This is a genomic window from Burkholderia catarinensis, from assembly GCF_001883705.2.
Lineage (GTDB): Bacteria > Pseudomonadota > Gammaproteobacteria > Burkholderiales > Burkholderiaceae > Burkholderia > Burkholderia catarinensis.
The window spans coordinates 62,460-79,208 of sequence record NZ_MDEQ02000028.1 but is presented as its reverse complement, the minus strand read 5'-3'; the positions used below and the strand labels follow the sequence as shown (position 1 = coordinate 79,208).

At 69.1% G+C, this 16,749-nt stretch carries 16 protein-coding genes; 10 read left to right on the top strand and 6 right to left on the bottom strand.

The features are described 5' to 3' along the window. Nucleotides 1-59: 59 nt before the first annotated feature. Complete coding sequence (locus BFF94_RS31495; protein WP_219140216.1) at nucleotides 60-713, bottom strand: COG4648 family protein; 654 nt, start codon at nucleotides 711-713, stop codon at nucleotides 60-62. A 554-nt stretch (nucleotides 714-1,267) separates the two neighbouring features. On the opposite strand from BFF94_RS31495, the gene BFF94_RS31490 reads away from it, so the two are divergent. From BFF94_RS31490 to loiP, 5 genes are all read left to right on the top strand, one after another. Continuing rightward, nucleotides 1,268-1,552: a phosphopantetheine-binding protein gene (locus BFF94_RS31490; RefSeq protein WP_128848640.1), complete on the top strand. Its 285-nt coding sequence runs from the start codon at nucleotides 1,268-1,270 to the stop codon at nucleotides 1,550-1,552. A gap of 110 nt (nucleotides 1,553-1,662) precedes the next feature. Next, a complete protein-coding gene (gene fabG, locus BFF94_RS31485; RefSeq protein WP_219140215.1) occupies nucleotides 1,663-2,379 on the top strand; it encodes a 3-oxoacyl-ACP reductase FabG in 717 nt (238 codons plus the stop codon). Between the two features lie 88 nt (nucleotides 2,380-2,467). Next, nucleotides 2,468-3,721: a chorismate transformation FkbO/Hyg5 family protein gene (locus BFF94_RS31480; RefSeq protein WP_219140214.1), complete on the top strand. Its 1,254-nt coding sequence runs from the start codon at nucleotides 2,468-2,470 to the stop codon at nucleotides 3,719-3,721. Between the two features lie 116 nt (nucleotides 3,722-3,837). Further along, nucleotides 3,838-4,620 carry a glycosyltransferase family 2 protein gene (locus BFF94_RS31475; RefSeq protein ID WP_219140213.1) on the top strand — a complete coding sequence of 261 codons (783 nt, stop codon included), beginning with the start codon at nucleotides 3,838-3,840 and terminating at the stop codon, nucleotides 4,618-4,620. 199 nt (nucleotides 4,621-4,819) lie between these two features. Further along, nucleotides 4,820-5,581 carry a metalloprotease LoiP gene (loiP, locus tag BFF94_RS31470; protein ID WP_128842706.1) on the top strand — a complete coding sequence of 254 codons (762 nt, stop codon included), beginning with the start codon at nucleotides 4,820-4,822 and terminating at the stop codon, nucleotides 5,579-5,581. 102 nt (nucleotides 5,582-5,683) lie between these two features. On the opposite strand, the gene BFF94_RS31465 is transcribed toward loiP, so the two are convergent. From BFF94_RS31465 to BFF94_RS31450, 4 genes are read right to left on the bottom strand one after another with little or no spacing between them, the layout of a single operon-like run. Beyond that, on the bottom strand, nucleotides 5,684-7,390 hold the full coding sequence (locus tag BFF94_RS31465) for a lactate permease LctP family transporter (RefSeq protein WP_128842707.1): 1,707 nt from the start codon (nucleotides 7,388-7,390) through the stop codon (nucleotides 5,684-5,686). 60 nt (nucleotides 7,391-7,450) lie between these two features. Beyond that, nucleotides 7,451-8,896: a LutB/LldF family L-lactate oxidation iron-sulfur protein gene (locus tag BFF94_RS31460; RefSeq protein ID WP_128842708.1), complete on the bottom strand. Its 1,446-nt coding sequence runs from the start codon at nucleotides 8,894-8,896 to the stop codon at nucleotides 7,451-7,453. After that, nucleotides 8,893-9,618 (bottom strand): LutC/YkgG family protein, encoded by a 726-nt coding sequence (locus BFF94_RS31455; protein WP_219140212.1) that lies wholly within the window; start codon nucleotides 9,616-9,618, stop codon nucleotides 8,893-8,895. The genes BFF94_RS31460 and BFF94_RS31455 overlap by 4 nt, the downstream gene beginning before the upstream one ends. Further along, nucleotides 9,615-10,418, bottom strand: coding sequence for a (Fe-S)-binding protein (locus BFF94_RS31450; RefSeq protein ID WP_219140211.1), 804 nt, complete (start codon nucleotides 10,416-10,418; stop codon nucleotides 9,615-9,617). Before BFF94_RS31450 ends, BFF94_RS31455 begins: the two co-directional genes overlap by 4 nt. 128 nt (nucleotides 10,419-10,546) lie before the next feature. Here BFF94_RS31450 and BFF94_RS31445 point away from each other — a divergent pair, with 128 nt between their 5' ends. The 5 genes from BFF94_RS31445 (at nucleotide 10,547) to BFF94_RS31425 (ending at nucleotide 15,831) form a co-directional block, all read left to right on the top strand. Next, the gene (locus tag BFF94_RS31445) at nucleotides 10,547-11,263 is read left to right on the top strand and encodes a FadR/GntR family transcriptional regulator (protein ID WP_128850237.1); all 717 of its coding nucleotides are present in this window, start codon (nucleotides 10,547-10,549) and stop codon (nucleotides 11,261-11,263) included. Between the two features lie 199 nt (nucleotides 11,264-11,462). Continuing rightward, nucleotides 11,463-13,085, top strand: a complete 1,623-nt coding sequence (locus BFF94_RS31440) for a phospholipase D family protein (protein ID WP_219140210.1) — start codon at nucleotides 11,463-11,465, stop codon at nucleotides 13,083-13,085. 146 nt (nucleotides 13,086-13,231) lie between these two features. After that, nucleotides 13,232-14,005: a class II aldolase/adducin family protein gene (locus BFF94_RS31435; protein ID WP_128850235.1), complete on the top strand. Its 774-nt coding sequence runs from the start codon at nucleotides 13,232-13,234 to the stop codon at nucleotides 14,003-14,005. Nucleotides 14,006-14,344: 339 nt separating this feature from the next. Further along, entirely contained in the window at nucleotides 14,345-14,779 is a 435-nt protein-coding gene (locus BFF94_RS31430) for a CHRD domain-containing protein (RefSeq protein WP_128850233.1), read from the top strand. Nucleotides 14,780-14,868: 89 nt separating this feature from the next. Then, a complete protein-coding gene (locus tag BFF94_RS31425) occupies nucleotides 14,869-15,831 on the top strand; it encodes an alpha/beta hydrolase (protein WP_219140209.1) in 963 nt (320 codons plus the stop codon). On the opposite strand, the gene BFF94_RS31420 is transcribed toward BFF94_RS31425, so the two are convergent. Further along, entirely contained in the window at nucleotides 15,801-16,643 is an 843-nt protein-coding gene (locus BFF94_RS31420) for an EcsC family protein (protein ID WP_128850231.1), read from the bottom strand. The two genes, BFF94_RS31425 and BFF94_RS31420, sit on opposite strands and share 31 nt — an antisense overlap. Between the last annotated feature and the right edge of the window lie 106 nt (nucleotides 16,644-16,749).

Below are 16,749 nucleotides of genomic sequence, written 5' to 3'. Positions count from 1 at the left end.
GGTAAAAACGGGAGCGAAGGCCGGCGCGGCCGCGTTGCGGCGCCGCGCCGGTCGTGAATTCATCGTGAGGCCTGCGATGCGTGTGTCGACGCGCGATACGCGCGCACCGCGTCGACCATCCGCGGCCGCGGCTCGTGCTGCAGCGCGAAGCGCCGGCACGCATGCTCGGCGGCGAACATCACGGCGACGAGCGGCAGCGACAGGTAGTTCGCGAATGTCGACCACGTGACGATCGGCGCGGTCGCGAACAGCAGCGTCGACACGGCGGCGATCGCGACGAAGAACAGCGTCCACGCAACGGTGATCTGCCGTGTATAGCGCGCGACGGCCGGCGTGATCGTGCCGTGGATCATCGTCGCGAAGCGCGTGCACAGCGGCACCTTGCCCGCCGCGAGCGTGCTGCCGAACAGCAGCGCCATCGCGATGTTGAAACTCGCGTGCTCCAGATACAGGCCCCATTCGAAATGCCGGGCGAGCGGTGCGCGCGCGGCCCACAGCACGGCGGCGGCAAGCAGCCACGCCGGCACGAGCCATGCGCGCTTTGGCGAGCGCAGCGCAGCGCCGAGCGCGAGCAGGAGCGGCGGCACGAGCGCCATCGCGAGGCCGAAGCCGTGCGCGCCGGGCGTCGCGGCCGCGTAGTGCGCGCCGGCCTGGTAGGCCGCGACGGCGCCGACCGCGGCGACGCCGCGCGCGACGGGCAGCAGCCGGCTCATCGATGGCCTCCGGGCGCGCGGCGCGAGCCTGCGCGTCCGGCTTGCGCTGCGGTGCAGCGGCTGGAGGACGGGCGAACCGGAACGGAGCGCAAGGACGGGCGCGGCATGACTGGAGACATCGGGCGGATCGTGGCCGGACGCGGTGGTCGGGCCGTCAAACATCATATGAATGGCGACCGGGACGCGGGTCCGGGCCGGTGGTCGGGCACGCTCATTTTAGGGCCGCTGCACCGCGTGTTCGGGGCGGGCGCGAGCGGGTTTTGTAACCGATTGTATGGCACCGGGCGAACGGTTTCGCGGGGTCGGTCCATATCCATCCAAAGCGGCTCAAGCGTCTCGTGCATTTGCGTCCCGAAACGCGCTGCGGCGCCGGCTCGCCAGTCTGTAACCATTCGCGGTATACGGCCCGATACACCTTCGTCTAGAATCCGCGTAACTTTTACAAACGATCCCCAAATAACGCAGGCGGGGACGCCGGCAGACGCCGGAGGGACGGAGATTTGCACGCGCCGGGCGTGCACGACAGTTGCCGTTTCCGGGCGCCTCCCGCTGCCATGGTCCGCCTGCCCGCACGCATGATGAACGCACTGGAACAAGAGCTCGCCACGCTGATCATCGGCGAACTGAATCTCGAAGACGTCCCGCTCGAAACAGTGACGGCCGGGACCCCGCTGTATGGCGAGGGTTTCGGGCTCGACTCCATCGACATCCTGGAAATCGCGCTGCTGATCTCGAAGAAATACGGCTTCGAACTGCGCTCGGACAATCCGGATAACCAGAAGATCTTTGCGACGCTCGGCGCACTGGCTGCGTACGTCGCCGCGCATCGCACGAAGTGACGGCGTCGCGCACGGGCGCGGCGCGCAGGTGATGAAGGCACGCGGCGGCGATCGTCAGACGATACGCCGCCGCGTCGATCAAGGTGGAACGCGATGAACGGAGCAATTCGATGCGGGCGCTCGTGACGGGCGGCAGCGGCGCACTCGGGCAGGCGATCTGCGCGGCGCTCGCGCAGGCCGGCCATGAAGTGTGGGTGCATGCGAACCGCCATCTCGCGCAGGCGGAGGCGGTCGCGCAGCAGATCGTCGCGGCCGGCGGAACCGCGCGCGCGATCGCGTTCGACGTGACCGACGCCGATGCGACGCTCGCCGCGCTGGCGCCGCTCGCCGACGATACGCCGGTGCAGATCCTCGTCAACAACGCGGGCATTCACGACGATGCGCCGATGGCCGGCATGTCTCGCCGGCAGTGGCACAGCGTGATCGACGTGACGCTCAACGGTTTTTTCAACGTCACGCAGCCGCTGCTGCTGCCGATGATCCGCACGCGCCGCGGCCGGATCGTCAACATCGCGTCGGTGGCCGGCGTGACCGGCAATCGTGGGCAGGTCAATTACGCGGCCGCGAAGGCGGGGCTGATCGGCGCGACGAAGTCGCTGTCGCTGGAGCTCGCGTCGCGCGGCATCACCGTGAACGCGGTCGCGCCCGGCATCATCGAATCGCCGATGGCCGAACAGGCGTTTCCCGCCGAACGTATCAAGCAGCTCGTGCCCGCGCAGCGCGCGGGCCGGCCCGACGAAGTCGCGGCGATGGTCGCCTATCTGGTGTCCGACGCCGCGGCCTATGTGACGGGGCAGGTGTTGTCCGTCAACGGCGGGCTCGCATGACGAAGCGCGCAGCGTCGGCCTGACGTAACGCAACGCGGCGCAGGGCCGCGATGCCGCGTGGCCAGTGCCGCATAGTGAGGAAATCGAAGTGTCCGTGCATCCAGTCGCCGCCGAACGGCGCCCGTATTCCCTGTCGTCCCCCGCCGCGCCGCTCGCGCACGGCGGCGACCGCGCACTGCGGCTCGTCCAGATGAGCCATGCGCGGCTCGCCGCGTTGCTGCACGATGCGCGCATCCGTAACGACGGATTCGACCGCGCGTTTCCCGGTGCGCTGGGCGCGGTGTGCATCGGCGCGGCCGGGTTGCAGGACGAATCTCAAACCGAATCTCATGCCCGTGCGGCCGAGCGGATACTGGCCGATGCCGCGCCCGACCTGCCGGTCGTCCCGGTGCCGATGGCGCTGCTCGGTGCCGATGCCGCGCCGGGCGATGCGGTGTACGAAATCTGGCAATGCAACGCGCGCGACCTGCGCAGCGAACGGCGCGGCGCGCTGCACTATCGCTACTCCGAATCGGCGGGCCTCGTATTCGGCAGCATCGTCGTGTACGAAACGAACGGGACGCACGGCGTGCCGCGCGACGGCGGCACGCCGCTCGAATGCGCGACGTTCGATGCGTACCGCGCGCTGTTCGATCTGCTCGATACGCTCGGCATGCCGCATCCGCTGCGCATCTGGAATACCGTGCCGGCGATCAATGCGGTGCAGTTCGGGATCGAACGCTATCGTCAGTTCAATATCGGCCGTCAGCGCGCATTCGACGCATGCCGCCGTGCGCTGACGGGCGGCGTGCCGGCCGCGTGCGCGCTCGGCTCGGTCGTGCCGGTCGCGGGCGATGAGCCGCCGGCGGCGCCGCTCGCGATCCATTTCCTCGCGAGCCGCACGCCGGCCGATTCCGTCGAGAACCCGCGCCAGGTCAGCGCGTATCACTATCCGGCGCAGTACGGCCCGCGTGCGCCGACGTTCGCGCGCGCCGCCGCGTGGACGGACGGCGACGCCGCACCGGTGCTGTTCGTGTCGGGCACCGCGAGCATCGTCGGGCACCGCACCGTGCATCACGGCGACGTCGTCGCGCAAACGCGCGAGACGGTCGCGAACCTCGCGGCCGTGCTCGAGCAGGCCGCGCGGCAGGGGCATGGCCCGTTCTCGCTCGCCGACCTGAGCTATCGCGTCTACGTGCGCGACGCCGGCGATGCCGCGGCGCTGGCCGCGATCGAGCGCGTGCTGCGCGATGCGGCCGGCCCCGGCGTGCGGCCGCTCGTCGTCCATGCGGACGTGTGCCGCGACGACCTGCTGGTCGAGATCGAGGCCAGCGCGGGTCATGCGGTGGAGTGGCTGTCATGAGGCGCGAGAGCTTCACGATCCGGCAACCGTCGGCAGGCGTCGACGAAGCCTGCCGACGGTCGCCGGCAAGTCATAAACTTTTGTCAGGATCCCCGTCTTCGCCATCGGCCGTTTCCATGTCCAAGCTGCACGCCTCGTCCACCCATCTCGTGCTGATCCCGAGCTACAACCCGGGCGTCAAGGTCGACACGACCGTGCGCAATGCCCGCGCGCAGTGGAATCCGGTGTGGGTCGTCGTCGACGGCAGCACCGACGGCAGCGCCGAACGGCTGCAGGCAATGGCCGAGCGCGATCCCGGATTGCGCGTGATCGTGCTGCCGGAGAATCGCGGCAAGGGCGCCGCGGTACTCGCGGGGCTCGACGCGGCTGCCGCGAGCGGCTTCACGCACGTGCTGACGATGGATTCCGACGGCCAGCATCCGGCCGACCTGATTCCCGCGTTCATGGCCGCGTCGCAGGCCGCGCCCGACGCGATGGTGCTCGGCGTGCCGAAGTTCGATGCGAGCGCGCCGCAGTTGCGCGTGCAGGGGCGCCGGCTGTCGAACGCATGGGCCGACCTCGAGACGCTGTGGGCCGGGATCGGCGATTCGCTGTACGGGTTTCGCGTGTATCCGGTCGCGCCGCTTGCGGCGATCATGCGCCGCCAGCCGTGGATGCGCGGCTTCGACTTCGATCCCGAGGCGGCCGTGCGGCTGTGCTGGGCCGGCGTGCGCCCGATCCGCATCGACGCGCCGGTGCGCTATTTCGGCCGGCACGAGGGGGGGGTGTCGCACTTTCACTACGGCCGCGACAACGCGCTGCTCGCGTGGATGCACCTGCGGCTCTTCGCCGGCTTCGCGGTGCGGTTGCCGATGCTGGTCGCGCGGCGGCTGACGCGACGCCGCGACCAGGCGGCCTGAGCGGCGTGCGCGGGTTCGATCCTGGCCATCGCCCGATCGCGGCGATTGCGTCTCTTTTTGTCCTCAATTTCGTTCCGGATCGCCGTCTCATTCCAATTTTCTGAGTAATGAACGTGTCATCGGATGTAAACATCTGGTAATTTCCTGCCGGATTATGCAAAATCCCCGCTTCCAAATACAACTATCGAGGGATTCCGGGATGCAACTCAAGAAAGCGGTGGCGGCGTGTGGCGTGGCGTTCCTGTTGAGCGCATGCGGTGGGGTACAGAGCCTTGACGCGAACAGCCTGACGTCGGCGGGGACGAACCTGTACAAGGCGGCGACGCTGTCGGACAGCGATATCGCCGCGCTGTCGAACGAATCGTGCAAGTCCAGCGATGCCGAATCGAAGATCGCGCCGGCGAACAGCGCGTACGCGAAGCGCCTGACGAAGGTGATGAAGGGCTTCGGCGACATGACGCTGAACGGCCAGAAGGTCAACTACAAGGTCTACATGACCAAGGACGTCAACGCGTGGGCGATGGGCAACGGTTGCGTGCGCGTGTACAGCGGCCTGATGGACATGATGAACGACGACGAGTTGCGCGGCGTGATCGGCCATGAAATGGGCCACGTCGCACTGGGTCACTCGAAGAAGGCGATGCAGACGGCCTACGCGGTGAGCGCGGCGCGCAGCGCGGCCGGCGCGGCATCGCCGGGCGTGGCGGCGCTGTCGAGCTCGCAGCTCGGCGACATCACCGAGAAGTTCATCAACGCGCAGTTCTCGCAGACGCAGGAAAGCGCGGCGGACGACTACTCGTTCGACCTGATGAAGCAGAAGAGCATGAGCCAGAAGGGCCTCGTCACCGCATTCCAGAAGCTTGCGAAGCTCGACGGCGGCCAGAGCTCGATGATGAGCTCGCACCCGTCGTCGTCGAGCCGTGCGCAGCACATCGAGGATCGCATCGCGAAGGGCAGCTGATCGAGCCGCCGATCGCCGGCCAGCGCCGGCGATCGTGAAGCTGAAAGAAAAACCCCACGCTCTTCCGGGCGTGGGGTTTTGTCTTTTTGGCCTGCGCGCCGCTTACGGCACCATCCCCGGCAGCACGTACGCCTGCGCGAGCGTGATCAACCCGATGATCACCGCGAACAGCAGGCTGTGCCGCACCGTGAAGCGGAACAGCTCCGACTCCTTGCCGACGAGGCCCGTCGCCGCGCACGCGACCGCGATCGACTGCGGCGAGATCATCTTCGCGGTCACGCCGCCCGTCGTGTTCGCGGCCACCGCGAGCGTTTCGGGCACGCCGAGCTGATGGGCCGTGGCCTGCTGCAGCGAGCAGAAGAGCGCGTTCGACGACGTGTCCGAGCCGGTCAGGAACACGCCGAGCCAGCCGAGGAACGGCGAGAAGAACGGGAACGCCGCGCCGGTTGCGGCCAGCATCAGCGCGAGCGTCGACGACATCCCCGAGTAGTTCGCGACGAACGCGAACGCGAGCACGAGGCCGATCGACAGGATCGGGCGCGTCAACTCCTTCAGCGTCTCGCCGAACGTGACGAGCGCGTCGCGCGGCTTCATCCTCAGCAGCGCCATCGAGATCAGCGCGGTCACGAGGATCGCGCTGCCCACCGCCGACACGAGATCGAGCTTCAGCACGGCTTCGAGCGCCTTCGGCGTCGCGGCGATCGGCGCGGTTTTCACGACGAGCTGGTCGAGCCCCGCCACATGGAACTTCAGCACGGTCCATGCGAGTGCGCCGTGCGCGCCAAACAGCGCCTTGAACGGCGCGATGCTCCACACGGTGACGACGGCCGTCAGGATCAGGAACGGCGACCACGCGCGCACGGTCTGCACGAGCGTGTACGGCGATGCCTGCCGGCTCGGGCCCGTGCCGAAGCCGTTGCCGCCTGCACCGAACCCGGCCAGCGCGGCAGCGCCGCCGGACGCGACGATCCCGCCTGCCGGCTGCCTCGCAGTGCGCGGCTGCCAGACCTTCAGGAAGGCCGCGAGCGCGACGAGGCTGACGAGCGACGACGTGATGTCCGGCAACTCGGGCCCGATGTGGTTCGACGTGAAGTACTGCGTGAGCGCGAAGCTGCCGCCCGCGACGAGCGCGGCCGGCCACGTCTGCCGCACGCCGCGCAGCCCGTCCATCATGAACACCAGCCAGAACGGCACCGCGAGCGACAGCAGCGGCAACTGGCGGCCGGCCATCGCGCCGATGTGGAACGGGTCGATGCCGGTCACCTGCCCGGCCACGATGATCGGGATGCCCATCGCGCCGAACGCGACCGGCGCGGTATTCGCGATCAGGCACAGCCCGGCCGCATGCAGCGGCTTGAAACCGAGGCCGACGAGCAGCGCGGCCGTGATCGCGACGGGCGCGCCGAAGCCCGCCGCGCCTTCGAGGAACGCGCCGAACGAGAAGCCGATCAGCAGCATCTGCAGGCGCTGGTCGTCGGTGATCGACAGCACGGACGCGCGGATGATGTCGAACTGGCCGGTCTTCACGACGATCTTGTACAGGAACACGGCCGCGACGATGATCCACGCGATCGGCCACAGGCCGTATGCGAAGCCGAAGCCGGCCGCCGCGAGCGCCTGCGGCACGGGCATCCCGTACGCGAGGATCGCGACGCCGAGCGACAGCAGCAGCGTGATCGCCGCGGCGACGTGGCCCTTCATCCGCAGCGCGGCCAGCGCGACGAAAAAGAACATGATCGGGATCGCGGCAACGAATGCCGACAGCCCGAGGCTGCCGAGCGGGGTGTAGATCTGATGCCAAACCTGCATGGGTGTCTCCTCCATCTGTGTGTCTGTATCTCTATGGGTACTGGCGGGTAAAGCGGGGTGCTATTCGGGCTGGCCGCGTGCGCGCAGCAGGTCGGACAGGCTGCGCGGCGCCGGTTCGAGCGGCGTGCGGTGCTGCGTCCAGCCCATCTGTTTCGCGGGCGTCAGCGCATGCAGGCGCGTCGCGGCCCAGCGGAACGCGCGGTACGCGCGCGGATGCGCGAACGCGCCCGACCAGAAGCGCCACACGAGGTCTTCCGCGCGGCTGTAGTTCGCGCCCTGGCCGCGCAGCGGGTGCGTGACCGGTTCGTCGGGCTTGCGGTTCGCCTCGGTGCGCAGCCGCACGAGCAGCTGCGGGATCGGAATCCGCACCGGGCACACCTCGCCGCATGCGCCGCACAGCGTCGACGCGGTCGGCAGGTCGGCCGTCGCGTCGAGGCCGAGCAGGTGCGGCGAGATGATCTTGCCGATCGGCCCCGGGTAGGTCGTCCCGTATGCGTGGCCGCCGATGCGCGTATAGACGGGGCAGTGGTTCATGCACGCGCCGCAGCGGATGCACTGCAGCGTCGCGCGCAGCTGTTCGTCCGCGTAGGCCTGCGTGCGGCCGTTGTCGAGCAGCACGAGATGCAGTTCGCGCGGGCCGTCGCGTTCGCCGTCGCGGCGCGGGCCCGAGATCAGGTTGAAGTAAGTCGTGATCGCCTGGCCGGTGGCCGAGCGCGTGAGCAGGCTCGACAGCGGCACGATGTGCTCGAGCTTCTCGACGACCTTCTCGATTCCCATGATCGCGATGTGCGTGTCGGGCACCGTCGTCGAGAGCCGGCCGTTGCCTTCGTTCTCGACCAGCCATAGCGTGCCCGTGTCGGCTGCCGCGAAGTTCACGCCGGACAGGCCGACGTCGGCTTCCGCGAACGCGCGGCGCAGCGCACGCCGGCCGGTCTGGATCAGCTCGTCGACGTCCTCCGTGTAGCGCGTGCCGGGGATGTGTTTCTCGAACAGTTCGGCGATGTCGCCGCGCGTCTTGTGGATCGCCGGCATCACGATATGCGATGGCTTCTCGCCCGCGAGCTGCACGATGAACTCGCCCATGTCGGACTCGATGCAGTCGACGCCGTGCTCCGCGAGGTAATGGTTCAGCTCGATTTCCTCGCTCGCCATCGACTTGCCCTTGATCACGCGGCGCGCCTTCTTCGCCTGTGCGATGCCGAGCACGATCGCGTTCGCGTCGGCGGCCGTCTCGGCCCAGTGCACGTGCACGCCGGCTTCGGCGAGCTTCGTCTCCAGTTGCTCGAGCAGCGCGGGCAGTTGCGCGAGCGCATGCTGCCGCACGGCTTCGCCGAGATCGCGCAGCTGCTGCAACTCGGCGTCGTCGGGGAACTGCGTCGCGCGCTTGCCCTGCAGGAAGTCCATCGCGCCACGAAAGCTGCGGCGCAGCGCGGGATCGTCGAGCGCGGCGCGCGCGCGGGCCTTGAAGTCGCCGGGGGCGACGAATTGCAGCGTGTGGTCGCTCATCGCGGCAGGTCCTCGTTGGCGGTTGCGGCCGGCCGGGCGGCGGCATCGGTGACGATCACGACCCACAGGCGGCGCGGGCCGTGTGCGCCATAGGCGAGCGTCTGCTGGATGTCGGATGTCTTCGACGGGCCCGACACCAGCACGAGGTTGGTCGGCATGCCGGCGTGCCAGCGCTCCGCGTGCACGGCCGCGTGCAGGTCCGCATGCAGCGTGTTCGCGTGGACAAGCGCGACATGCAGCGGCGGCACCAGCGACACCGTGCGCGGCGTGCCGGCGTCGGGCGCGAGCACGACGGTGCCGGTTGCCGCGATGCCCGAGCGCGCGACGGTGAAGCCCGCGTCGATCGTGTCGAACAGCTCGGCCTTCCACGCGTCGATCGGCCGGTCGAACGGCACCGGCGCGATCGTGCCGGGCAGCACGTGGGCGAGCGCCGCGGATTCGGCGCGGGCCGGGTCGAGCAGCAGGCGGCACACGCCGGCGTCGGCAAGACGCGCGGCGAGCTGCGCGGGCCATGCGTCTTCGGTCGCGCACCAGACGTCCGCATGCGAGGCGGCGAGCGCGGCCTGCATCGCCTGCGCGAGCGTATGCGGATCGTATGAGACCGACGCGCGGCGCGTGTCGTAATGCGTGTCGATGCGCGCGTCGAGCGCGGAGGCGGCCGTCGCGGCGACGCCCGGGGCGGCTGCGCGCAGGCGCGCGAGAATCGCGGCGCGCGCGCTCATCGCTTGCCTCCGCGCAGCGATGCGGCGCCGGCCGTGCGCCGCCACAGGAAGCTCGCGAGATGCTCGACCGGCAGCGGCGCGCCGGCCTTGGTCGCAGCGTGGCCGATGTTCAGCAGGCAGCCGCAGTCCGCGGACACGAGCCGGTCGCAGCCCGTCGCGCAGGCCGACGCGACCTTGTCGCGCACCATCGCGCCGGAGATGTCGGGATGTTTCAGCGAGAACGTGCCGCCGAAGCCGCAGCATTCGGATTCGCGTTCGTGTTCGATGCGCGTCACGCCCGGCAGCGCGTCGACGAGCGCGACGCCGTGCCCGCGCGTGCCCATCTCGCGCCGCGCCGCGCACGACGTGTGCAGCACGACGCGCTCGTCGGGCCCGGCGTTGGCCGGGGCCGCGTCGACGTGTACGTCGAGCACATGGACGAGGAATTCGGCGAGTTCGTAGGTCCGCTCCGCGATCGCGCGGGCCTTCGGACCGTGGACCGGATCGTCGGCGAACAGCGCCGGCCAGTGGTGCCGGATCATGCCCGCGCACGAGCCGGACGGCACGATCACGGGCCATGGTTCGGCGAACAGGTGGAGCTGCGCGGCCGCGACGCGGCGCGCTTCGTCGGGATTGCCGCTGCTGTAGGCCGGCTGCCCGCAGCAGCTCTGGCCGCGCGGATAGTGGACGGTCAGGCCTTCGCGCTCCAGCAGGCGGACCGCGTCGAGCCCCGCTTCGGGGACGAACAGGTCGACCAGGCAGGTCGCGAACAGATAGACGTGCGCAGCGGCGGCGGCGGCGGGGTACTGCCTTTCGTTCATGTCTCGCTCCAGGGGCGACGGCCCGGCATGCGGGACGACGATTTCGCTGCATAATTCCCGCGACGGCGCCGCAGCTCAAATTGGTTGGGCCAATCGGCGCGACGGGCATTCCGGAGAGGGGCACGACGATGGCAGCGATGACGGCGCGGGGCCGGACCGAAGTAGTGATGCGCAAGATCGAGACGGCGCTGCTCGACGGCACCTGGCCGGCCGGCGCGCGGCTGCCGGCCGAGCGCGTGCTCGCGCAGGAGTACGGCGTCGCACGCAATACGGTGCGCGAGGCGACCCAGCGGCTCGTCGCGCGCGGGCTGCTGCAGAGCCGGCGCGGTGCGGGCGTCTACGTGACGGAACAGTTGCGCGCGGGCATCGCGTCGCCGTGGGGCCAGCTGGTCGCCGATCATCCGGCGCTGCGCGACGACATCCTCGAATTCCGCCGCGTGCTCGAAGGCGCGACCGCGTATTTCGCCGCGCTGCGGGCCGACGCGACCGACCGGCGCCGGATCCGTACGCTGCTGCGCGAACTCGAAACCGCGCACGCGAACGGCGCCGCGGCCGTCGAAGCCGCGACCGACGCGAAGCTGCACGAGGCGATCGCGCTCGCGTCGCACAACACGATGTTCCTGCACCTGCATACCAGCGTGATCGGGATGTTGCGCGAGCACATCTCGATCAACGTGGCCGGGATGACGATGGGGGACGAGCAGGCGTCCGAGCTGCTGTTGCTGCAGCACCGCGTCGTGTGCGACGCGATTTGCGCGCACCGGCCCGAAGAGGCGCGCACCGCGATGCAGGCGCATATCGACTACGTGCGCAGCCATTTCGAGCGCAGCGGCGATGCGCGATGAGATTGGTCGGACCAGTTCGTTGCGTGGCCCGTCCGGCGGGCGAATGCGCTGCGGCGGGACATTGACGCCCTGCCGCTGGCCGTGCCGCCCGCGCGATTGACCGGTTCGTCGGGCGCCTACTAGAATCGGCTGGAACCGCCCGTCAGCCGCGCGCCGCGGCGAGTGCGGACCCTTTGACCCGCCTGTCGAGGAAGCTTCCGTGCTCACGTTTCTGATCCGGCGCGTGCCGGCCGCGCTGTCGTGGCGCGCCGTGAGCCGCCCGGCCCGCGCGCTGGCCGTGTGCGCGCTGCTGTCGCTCGTCGCCGCCTGCGCGACGCATCCGCCCGCCACGACGCTCGATCGCCCGGTTTCCCATGCGCTGCCGCCCGATACCGCGACGCCGCTACGCAACGCGCTGGCCGCACCCGAGGCCGCGCATCCGGGCCAGTCGGGCTTCCGGCTGCTGGCCGACGGTGCCGAGGCGCTGCAGATGCGCATCGCGCTCGCGCGCGCCGCGACGAAGACGCTCGACATGCAGTACTACATCGCGACCGAGGACACGACGGGCAAGCTGCTGCTTGCCGCGGCCCTGTACGCGGCCGATCGCGGGGTGCGCGTGCGAATGCTGGTCGATGACCTGAACTTCCGCGACATCGATCGCATCATGGCCGCGCTGAACACGCACCCGAACATCGAGATCCGCGTGTTCAATCCGTTCGGCGCGTCGCAGCGCATGGTCGAGCGCACGGCCGATTTCTTCACGCGCATCGACAGCTTCACGCGCCGGATGCACAACAAGGCGATGATCGCGGACAACCAGCTCGCGATCGTCGGCGGCCGCAATCTCGGCGACGAATATTTCAGCGCGAGCCCGACGCTGCAGTTCCGCGATCTCGACGTGCTCGCGGCGGGCGCCGTGACGAACGACATCTCGGCGAGCTTCGACACCTACTGGTCGAGCGCGAGCAGCTATCCGCTACGCGTGCTGAATCACCAGTCGTTCGATCCGAAGGATCTCGATGCGATGCGCGACGAGCTGCGCGACCACTGGCGCAAGAACGCCGATCCGTACAACGCGAAGCCGCTGAACGCAACGCCGCTCGCGCAGCAGATCGCGCGCGACGAGCTCGGGCTCGTGTGGGCGCCGGCCGAGTTCGAGGCCGACGCGCCCGACAAGGTCGCGCAGCCGACCGACGCGTACGTGAGCCCGCCGATGCGGCGCCTCGCCGAGCTGGTACGCGGCGCGCAGCAGGAATTCCTCGCGTTCTCGCCGTACTTCGTGCCGCACGACGCGGGCGTGAAGATTCTCGGCGACACGAGCGCGCGCGGCGTGCGCGTCGCGATCCTGACGAATTCGCTCGCCGCGACCGACGCGGTCGCCGTGCAGGCCGGCTACGGGCCGTACCGCGTGCCGCTGCTGCAGCACGGCGTCGAGCTGTACGAATTCAAGGCGCAGCCGGGCCGGCCGAGCGCGCGCCTGTTCGGGTCGCGCTCGCGGGCGAGCCTGCACGCGAAGGCGTACGTGATCGACCGGGCGATCCTCGTGATCGGCTCGTTGAACCTCGATCCGCGCTCCGCGCACCTGAATACCGAACTGGCCCTCGTGATCCACAGCCCGGCGCTCGCGCAGCAGGCGGCGACGATCTTCGCGCGCGCGACGCAGCCGGACGAAAGCTATCGCGTGAGCCTCGTGACGCCGGCGGGCGGCGGCACGCCCGAACTCGAATGGACGGGCACCGACAACGGCCAGCCGACCACCTATCACGTCGATCCGCACGCGGGGCTGCTGCGCAACCTGATGACCGGCATCTTCATGCTGCTGCCGGTCGACGACCAGCTTTAAGGGGACGGAAACGCTCCGGCTAAACCCGCGTTACTCGGGCGCGGGGAAGGTGATATGGTTGTGTGCGCAACGATCATGGCAGCGTGGCGATGCCGCCGGGCGGCTCGCGCCACGCGCGCCGCGCCCACCCGCAACCGGAGTTCCCCATGCAACGTGTACCGAACCAGCCGTTCACGCGTCCCGCCCGCTTCTCCGAAGCCGAATGGCAGGCGCGCGTGCAGCTCGCGGCGGCCTATCGCATCTTCGACTACCTCGGCTGGACCGAATTGATCTACAACCATATCTCGCTGCGCGTGCCGGGCGAGGACGGGCATTTCCTGATCAACCCGTTCGGGCTCCATTACCGCGAGGTGTGCGCGTCGAACCTCGTGAAGATCGACATCGACGGCAACGTGATCGGTCATTCCGACTGGCCGATCAATCCGGCCGGCTTCACGTTCCACAGCGCGATCCATGCGGCGCTGCCCGATGCGCACTGCGTGATGCACGTGCACACGACGCCCGCGATGGCCGTGTGCTGTTCCCGCGACGGGCTGTCGTTCTCGAATTTCTATTCGGCGCAGTTGTACGGGAAGGTCGCGTATCACGACTTCGAGGGCATCACCGTGCATCTCGAAGAGGGGCGGCGCATCGTCGAGAGCGCCGGCGGGCGGCCCGTGCTGCTGTTGCGCAACCACGGGCCCGTGACGATCGGCGCGACGCTTGCACAGACGTTCTCTCTGATGTGGCTGCTCAATCGCGCGTGCGAGGTGCAGGTCGCCACGCACGCGATTGGCGACGCGCTGCCGATCGCACCGCCCGTGCTCGAAGCGTGCGTGCGCGATTCGCTGAATTTCGATCCGAAGCATGGCGCGGGGCAGGACGCATTCGATGCGTTGCAGCGCATCGTCGATCGGATCGATCCTGGCTATCGCGCGTGATGCGAAGCAGCGTGATCGCTTCGCCATGCTCGATACGGCATGAACCGGATCCGGCGGCGCACGCAAAAAAAACGCGGCCGGGTGGCCGCGTGAATACTCGCAGACTCCTTCGGACGAAGGAAACAAGCAACTGTGAGACGAAGTGTAGCGAAAGGCCGCGCGCGGATTCAGCCGTCAGGCTGCAAAGGTCTGTTCCAGGTTGACGCAGACCGACGCGGCGGGCGGTGCGGCGATTCGCTGCATGGCCGTTCGGCGGACTCCCGGATCGGCGGCGATCGACTACCATCATGTGTGGCGCCCCCCGTTCGGGCGGCGTACAACGTCGTACAAGGAGAGCCTATGCTCAAGCTGCGTTTGCTCCAGGTCGCGTTACTCGCGGGCGTGCTGGCCGCCGGCAGCGCCGCCGCCGAAACGGTGCGCCTGTCCGCCAATCTCCAGCCGTCGAGCGAAGTGCCGCCGACGGCGACCAAAGGTTCGGGCGCCGTCGACGCCACCTACGACACGGCCACGCACATGCTGCAGTGGACGGCGACTTACGAACGCCTCACGGGGCCGGCCATCGCCGCGCATTTCCACGGGCCCGCGCCGGTCGGCCAGAACGCGGGCGTGCAGGTGCCGATTCCGAAGGACGAGCTGGCGAGCCCGATCAAGGGTTCGAAGGCGCTCACCGACGCGCAGGTCACCGACCTGATGGGCGGCAAGTGGTATTTCAACGTCCATACGAAGGAGCACCCGTCCGGCGAAATCCGCGGCCAGTTGATGCCGGCGAGCTGAGCGCCGGCGTTTGATGTAGAGGCACCTGTCGAGCGGCGCGGGAACGATCGCACGTACCATCGTCACACTGTGATTACGGAGTGCGTCCGATGAGTTGGCAAAGCAAGTTCGCGTGCTGGCTGCTGCGCTGGCAGTTTCGTCCCGAGACCACGCGCGAGGTGCTCGACCCCGCGCGCGCCCGGCGCTTTACCGACCTGCGGATGGTTGTGCCGCGCCGTGCGCCGTCGGGCTACCGGCTGCGCGAATGCTACGGCGCGGGCGACGCGCCGTTGCGCGGCGAATGGCTCGAACGCACCGATGCGGGCGCGGGTCGCGGCGCTGGCCGCACGCTGCTGTACTTCCACGGCGGCGGCTACTACTTCTGTTCGACGAAGACCCATCGGCCGCTCGTGTTCGGCCTGACGAAGCGCGCGGGCGTGCGCTCGTTCTCGCTCGACTACCGGCTCGCGCCCGAAAACCGCTTCCCGGCCGCGCTCGACGATGCGCTGGCCGCGTACCGGCAACTGCTCGCGCTCGGCACGCCGCCCGAGTCGATCGTGCTCGGCGGCGATTCGGCGGGCGGCGGCCTTGCGCTCGCGACGCTCGTCGCGCTGCGCGACCGTGGCGAGCCGCTGCCGGCCGGCGCGATCCTGTTCTCGCCGTGGACCGACCTGGCGGCCACCGGCGCCACGCTGCGCACGAACGACGGCGCCGATCCGATGTTCGCCGGCGCGGCGCTGCCGAAGGCCGCGAAGCTGTATCTCGGCGACGAGCCGGCGACGAATCCGTACGCGTCGCCGCTCTATGCGGATTTCGCGGGCCTGCCGCCGCTGTACATCCAGGTCGGCAGCACCGAGGTGCTGCTCGACGATTCGCGCCGCGTCGCCGAGAAGGCGCAGGCGGCCGGCGTGCCGGTGGAGATCGAGGTGTGGCCGGACATGCCGCACGTGTGGCAGCTATACGCGCCGATGGTGCCGGAAGCGCGCGACGCGCTCGACCGCGCGGCCGCGTTCCTGCGCCGCGTCGCGGTCGAACGTGCGGTTCAGCGCGTCGGCGAGCCGTCGATCGCCTGATAGGCGGCCTTGACGGCCACCGAGCCGTACTTGCGCTCGAGCCGGCGCACGGTGAAATGGCCGTGCGCCATCTGCTGGAAGTGGTCGATGAACAGCGTATTGACGGTCGCGCCGAGCACGGCGCCGATCGCCGGAATCGACTTCGCGGCCATCTGCTCGGTCACCTGCACCGAGAAGCGCGACGCCACCGTCTGCACGAGCTTGAACACGGCCGCCGAGCTGTGCGCGGCGATGCCCTTCGTCGTGATGTCGGACGACGCCTTCGAAATCGTCTGCGCGAGCGCGCCGCGCAGCACGAAATAGCCGAGATCGGCGTCCTCTTCCTGCTTGTCCGGGTTGCCGCCCATGCCGAGCACCGCCAGGCATTGCAGTTGCGTATCGACCGACGCCAGGTCCTCGCCTTCGCTGCGCGCGATGTCGCACACCGAGCGGAAGATCAGCGTGGTCGTCACCGGCAGCTCGACCGGCAGCGCGAGAAAGCCGAACGCGCCGCCCGCCGCGCCGGTCGTTGCGACCGCAAGCTTGTGCAGCAGGTTGCTCGGCTTGTCGGGCTCGGCGTCCGGCGCCGGCGGCTTGCCGAGCGTGCGCAGCGCGATGTTCAGGCACTTGCGCAGCGCGAGCTGCGTCGCATCGTTGATCTTGCCGGTCGCGAAATCCGGCAGCCGGGCGATCATTTTCTCGACCGGCGCGCCGAGCATGCCCGTCAGCTTCATCGTCAGCGACGGGCTTTCCAGCACCTGCTTCGCGCGCCACAGCGCGTCCCGATCCTCCTGCGACAGCGTGGTCGCGGGGGTGATTGAAATCGGTTCCATCTTTCTCCTTGGCGGCCGGAGCCGGTTGACCTGCGCCAGCCTAGATTACTCCGGCATGCTAGAATTTTGAGATTGTTTGACCCGTCAAAAGTTGCATCGACAAAAA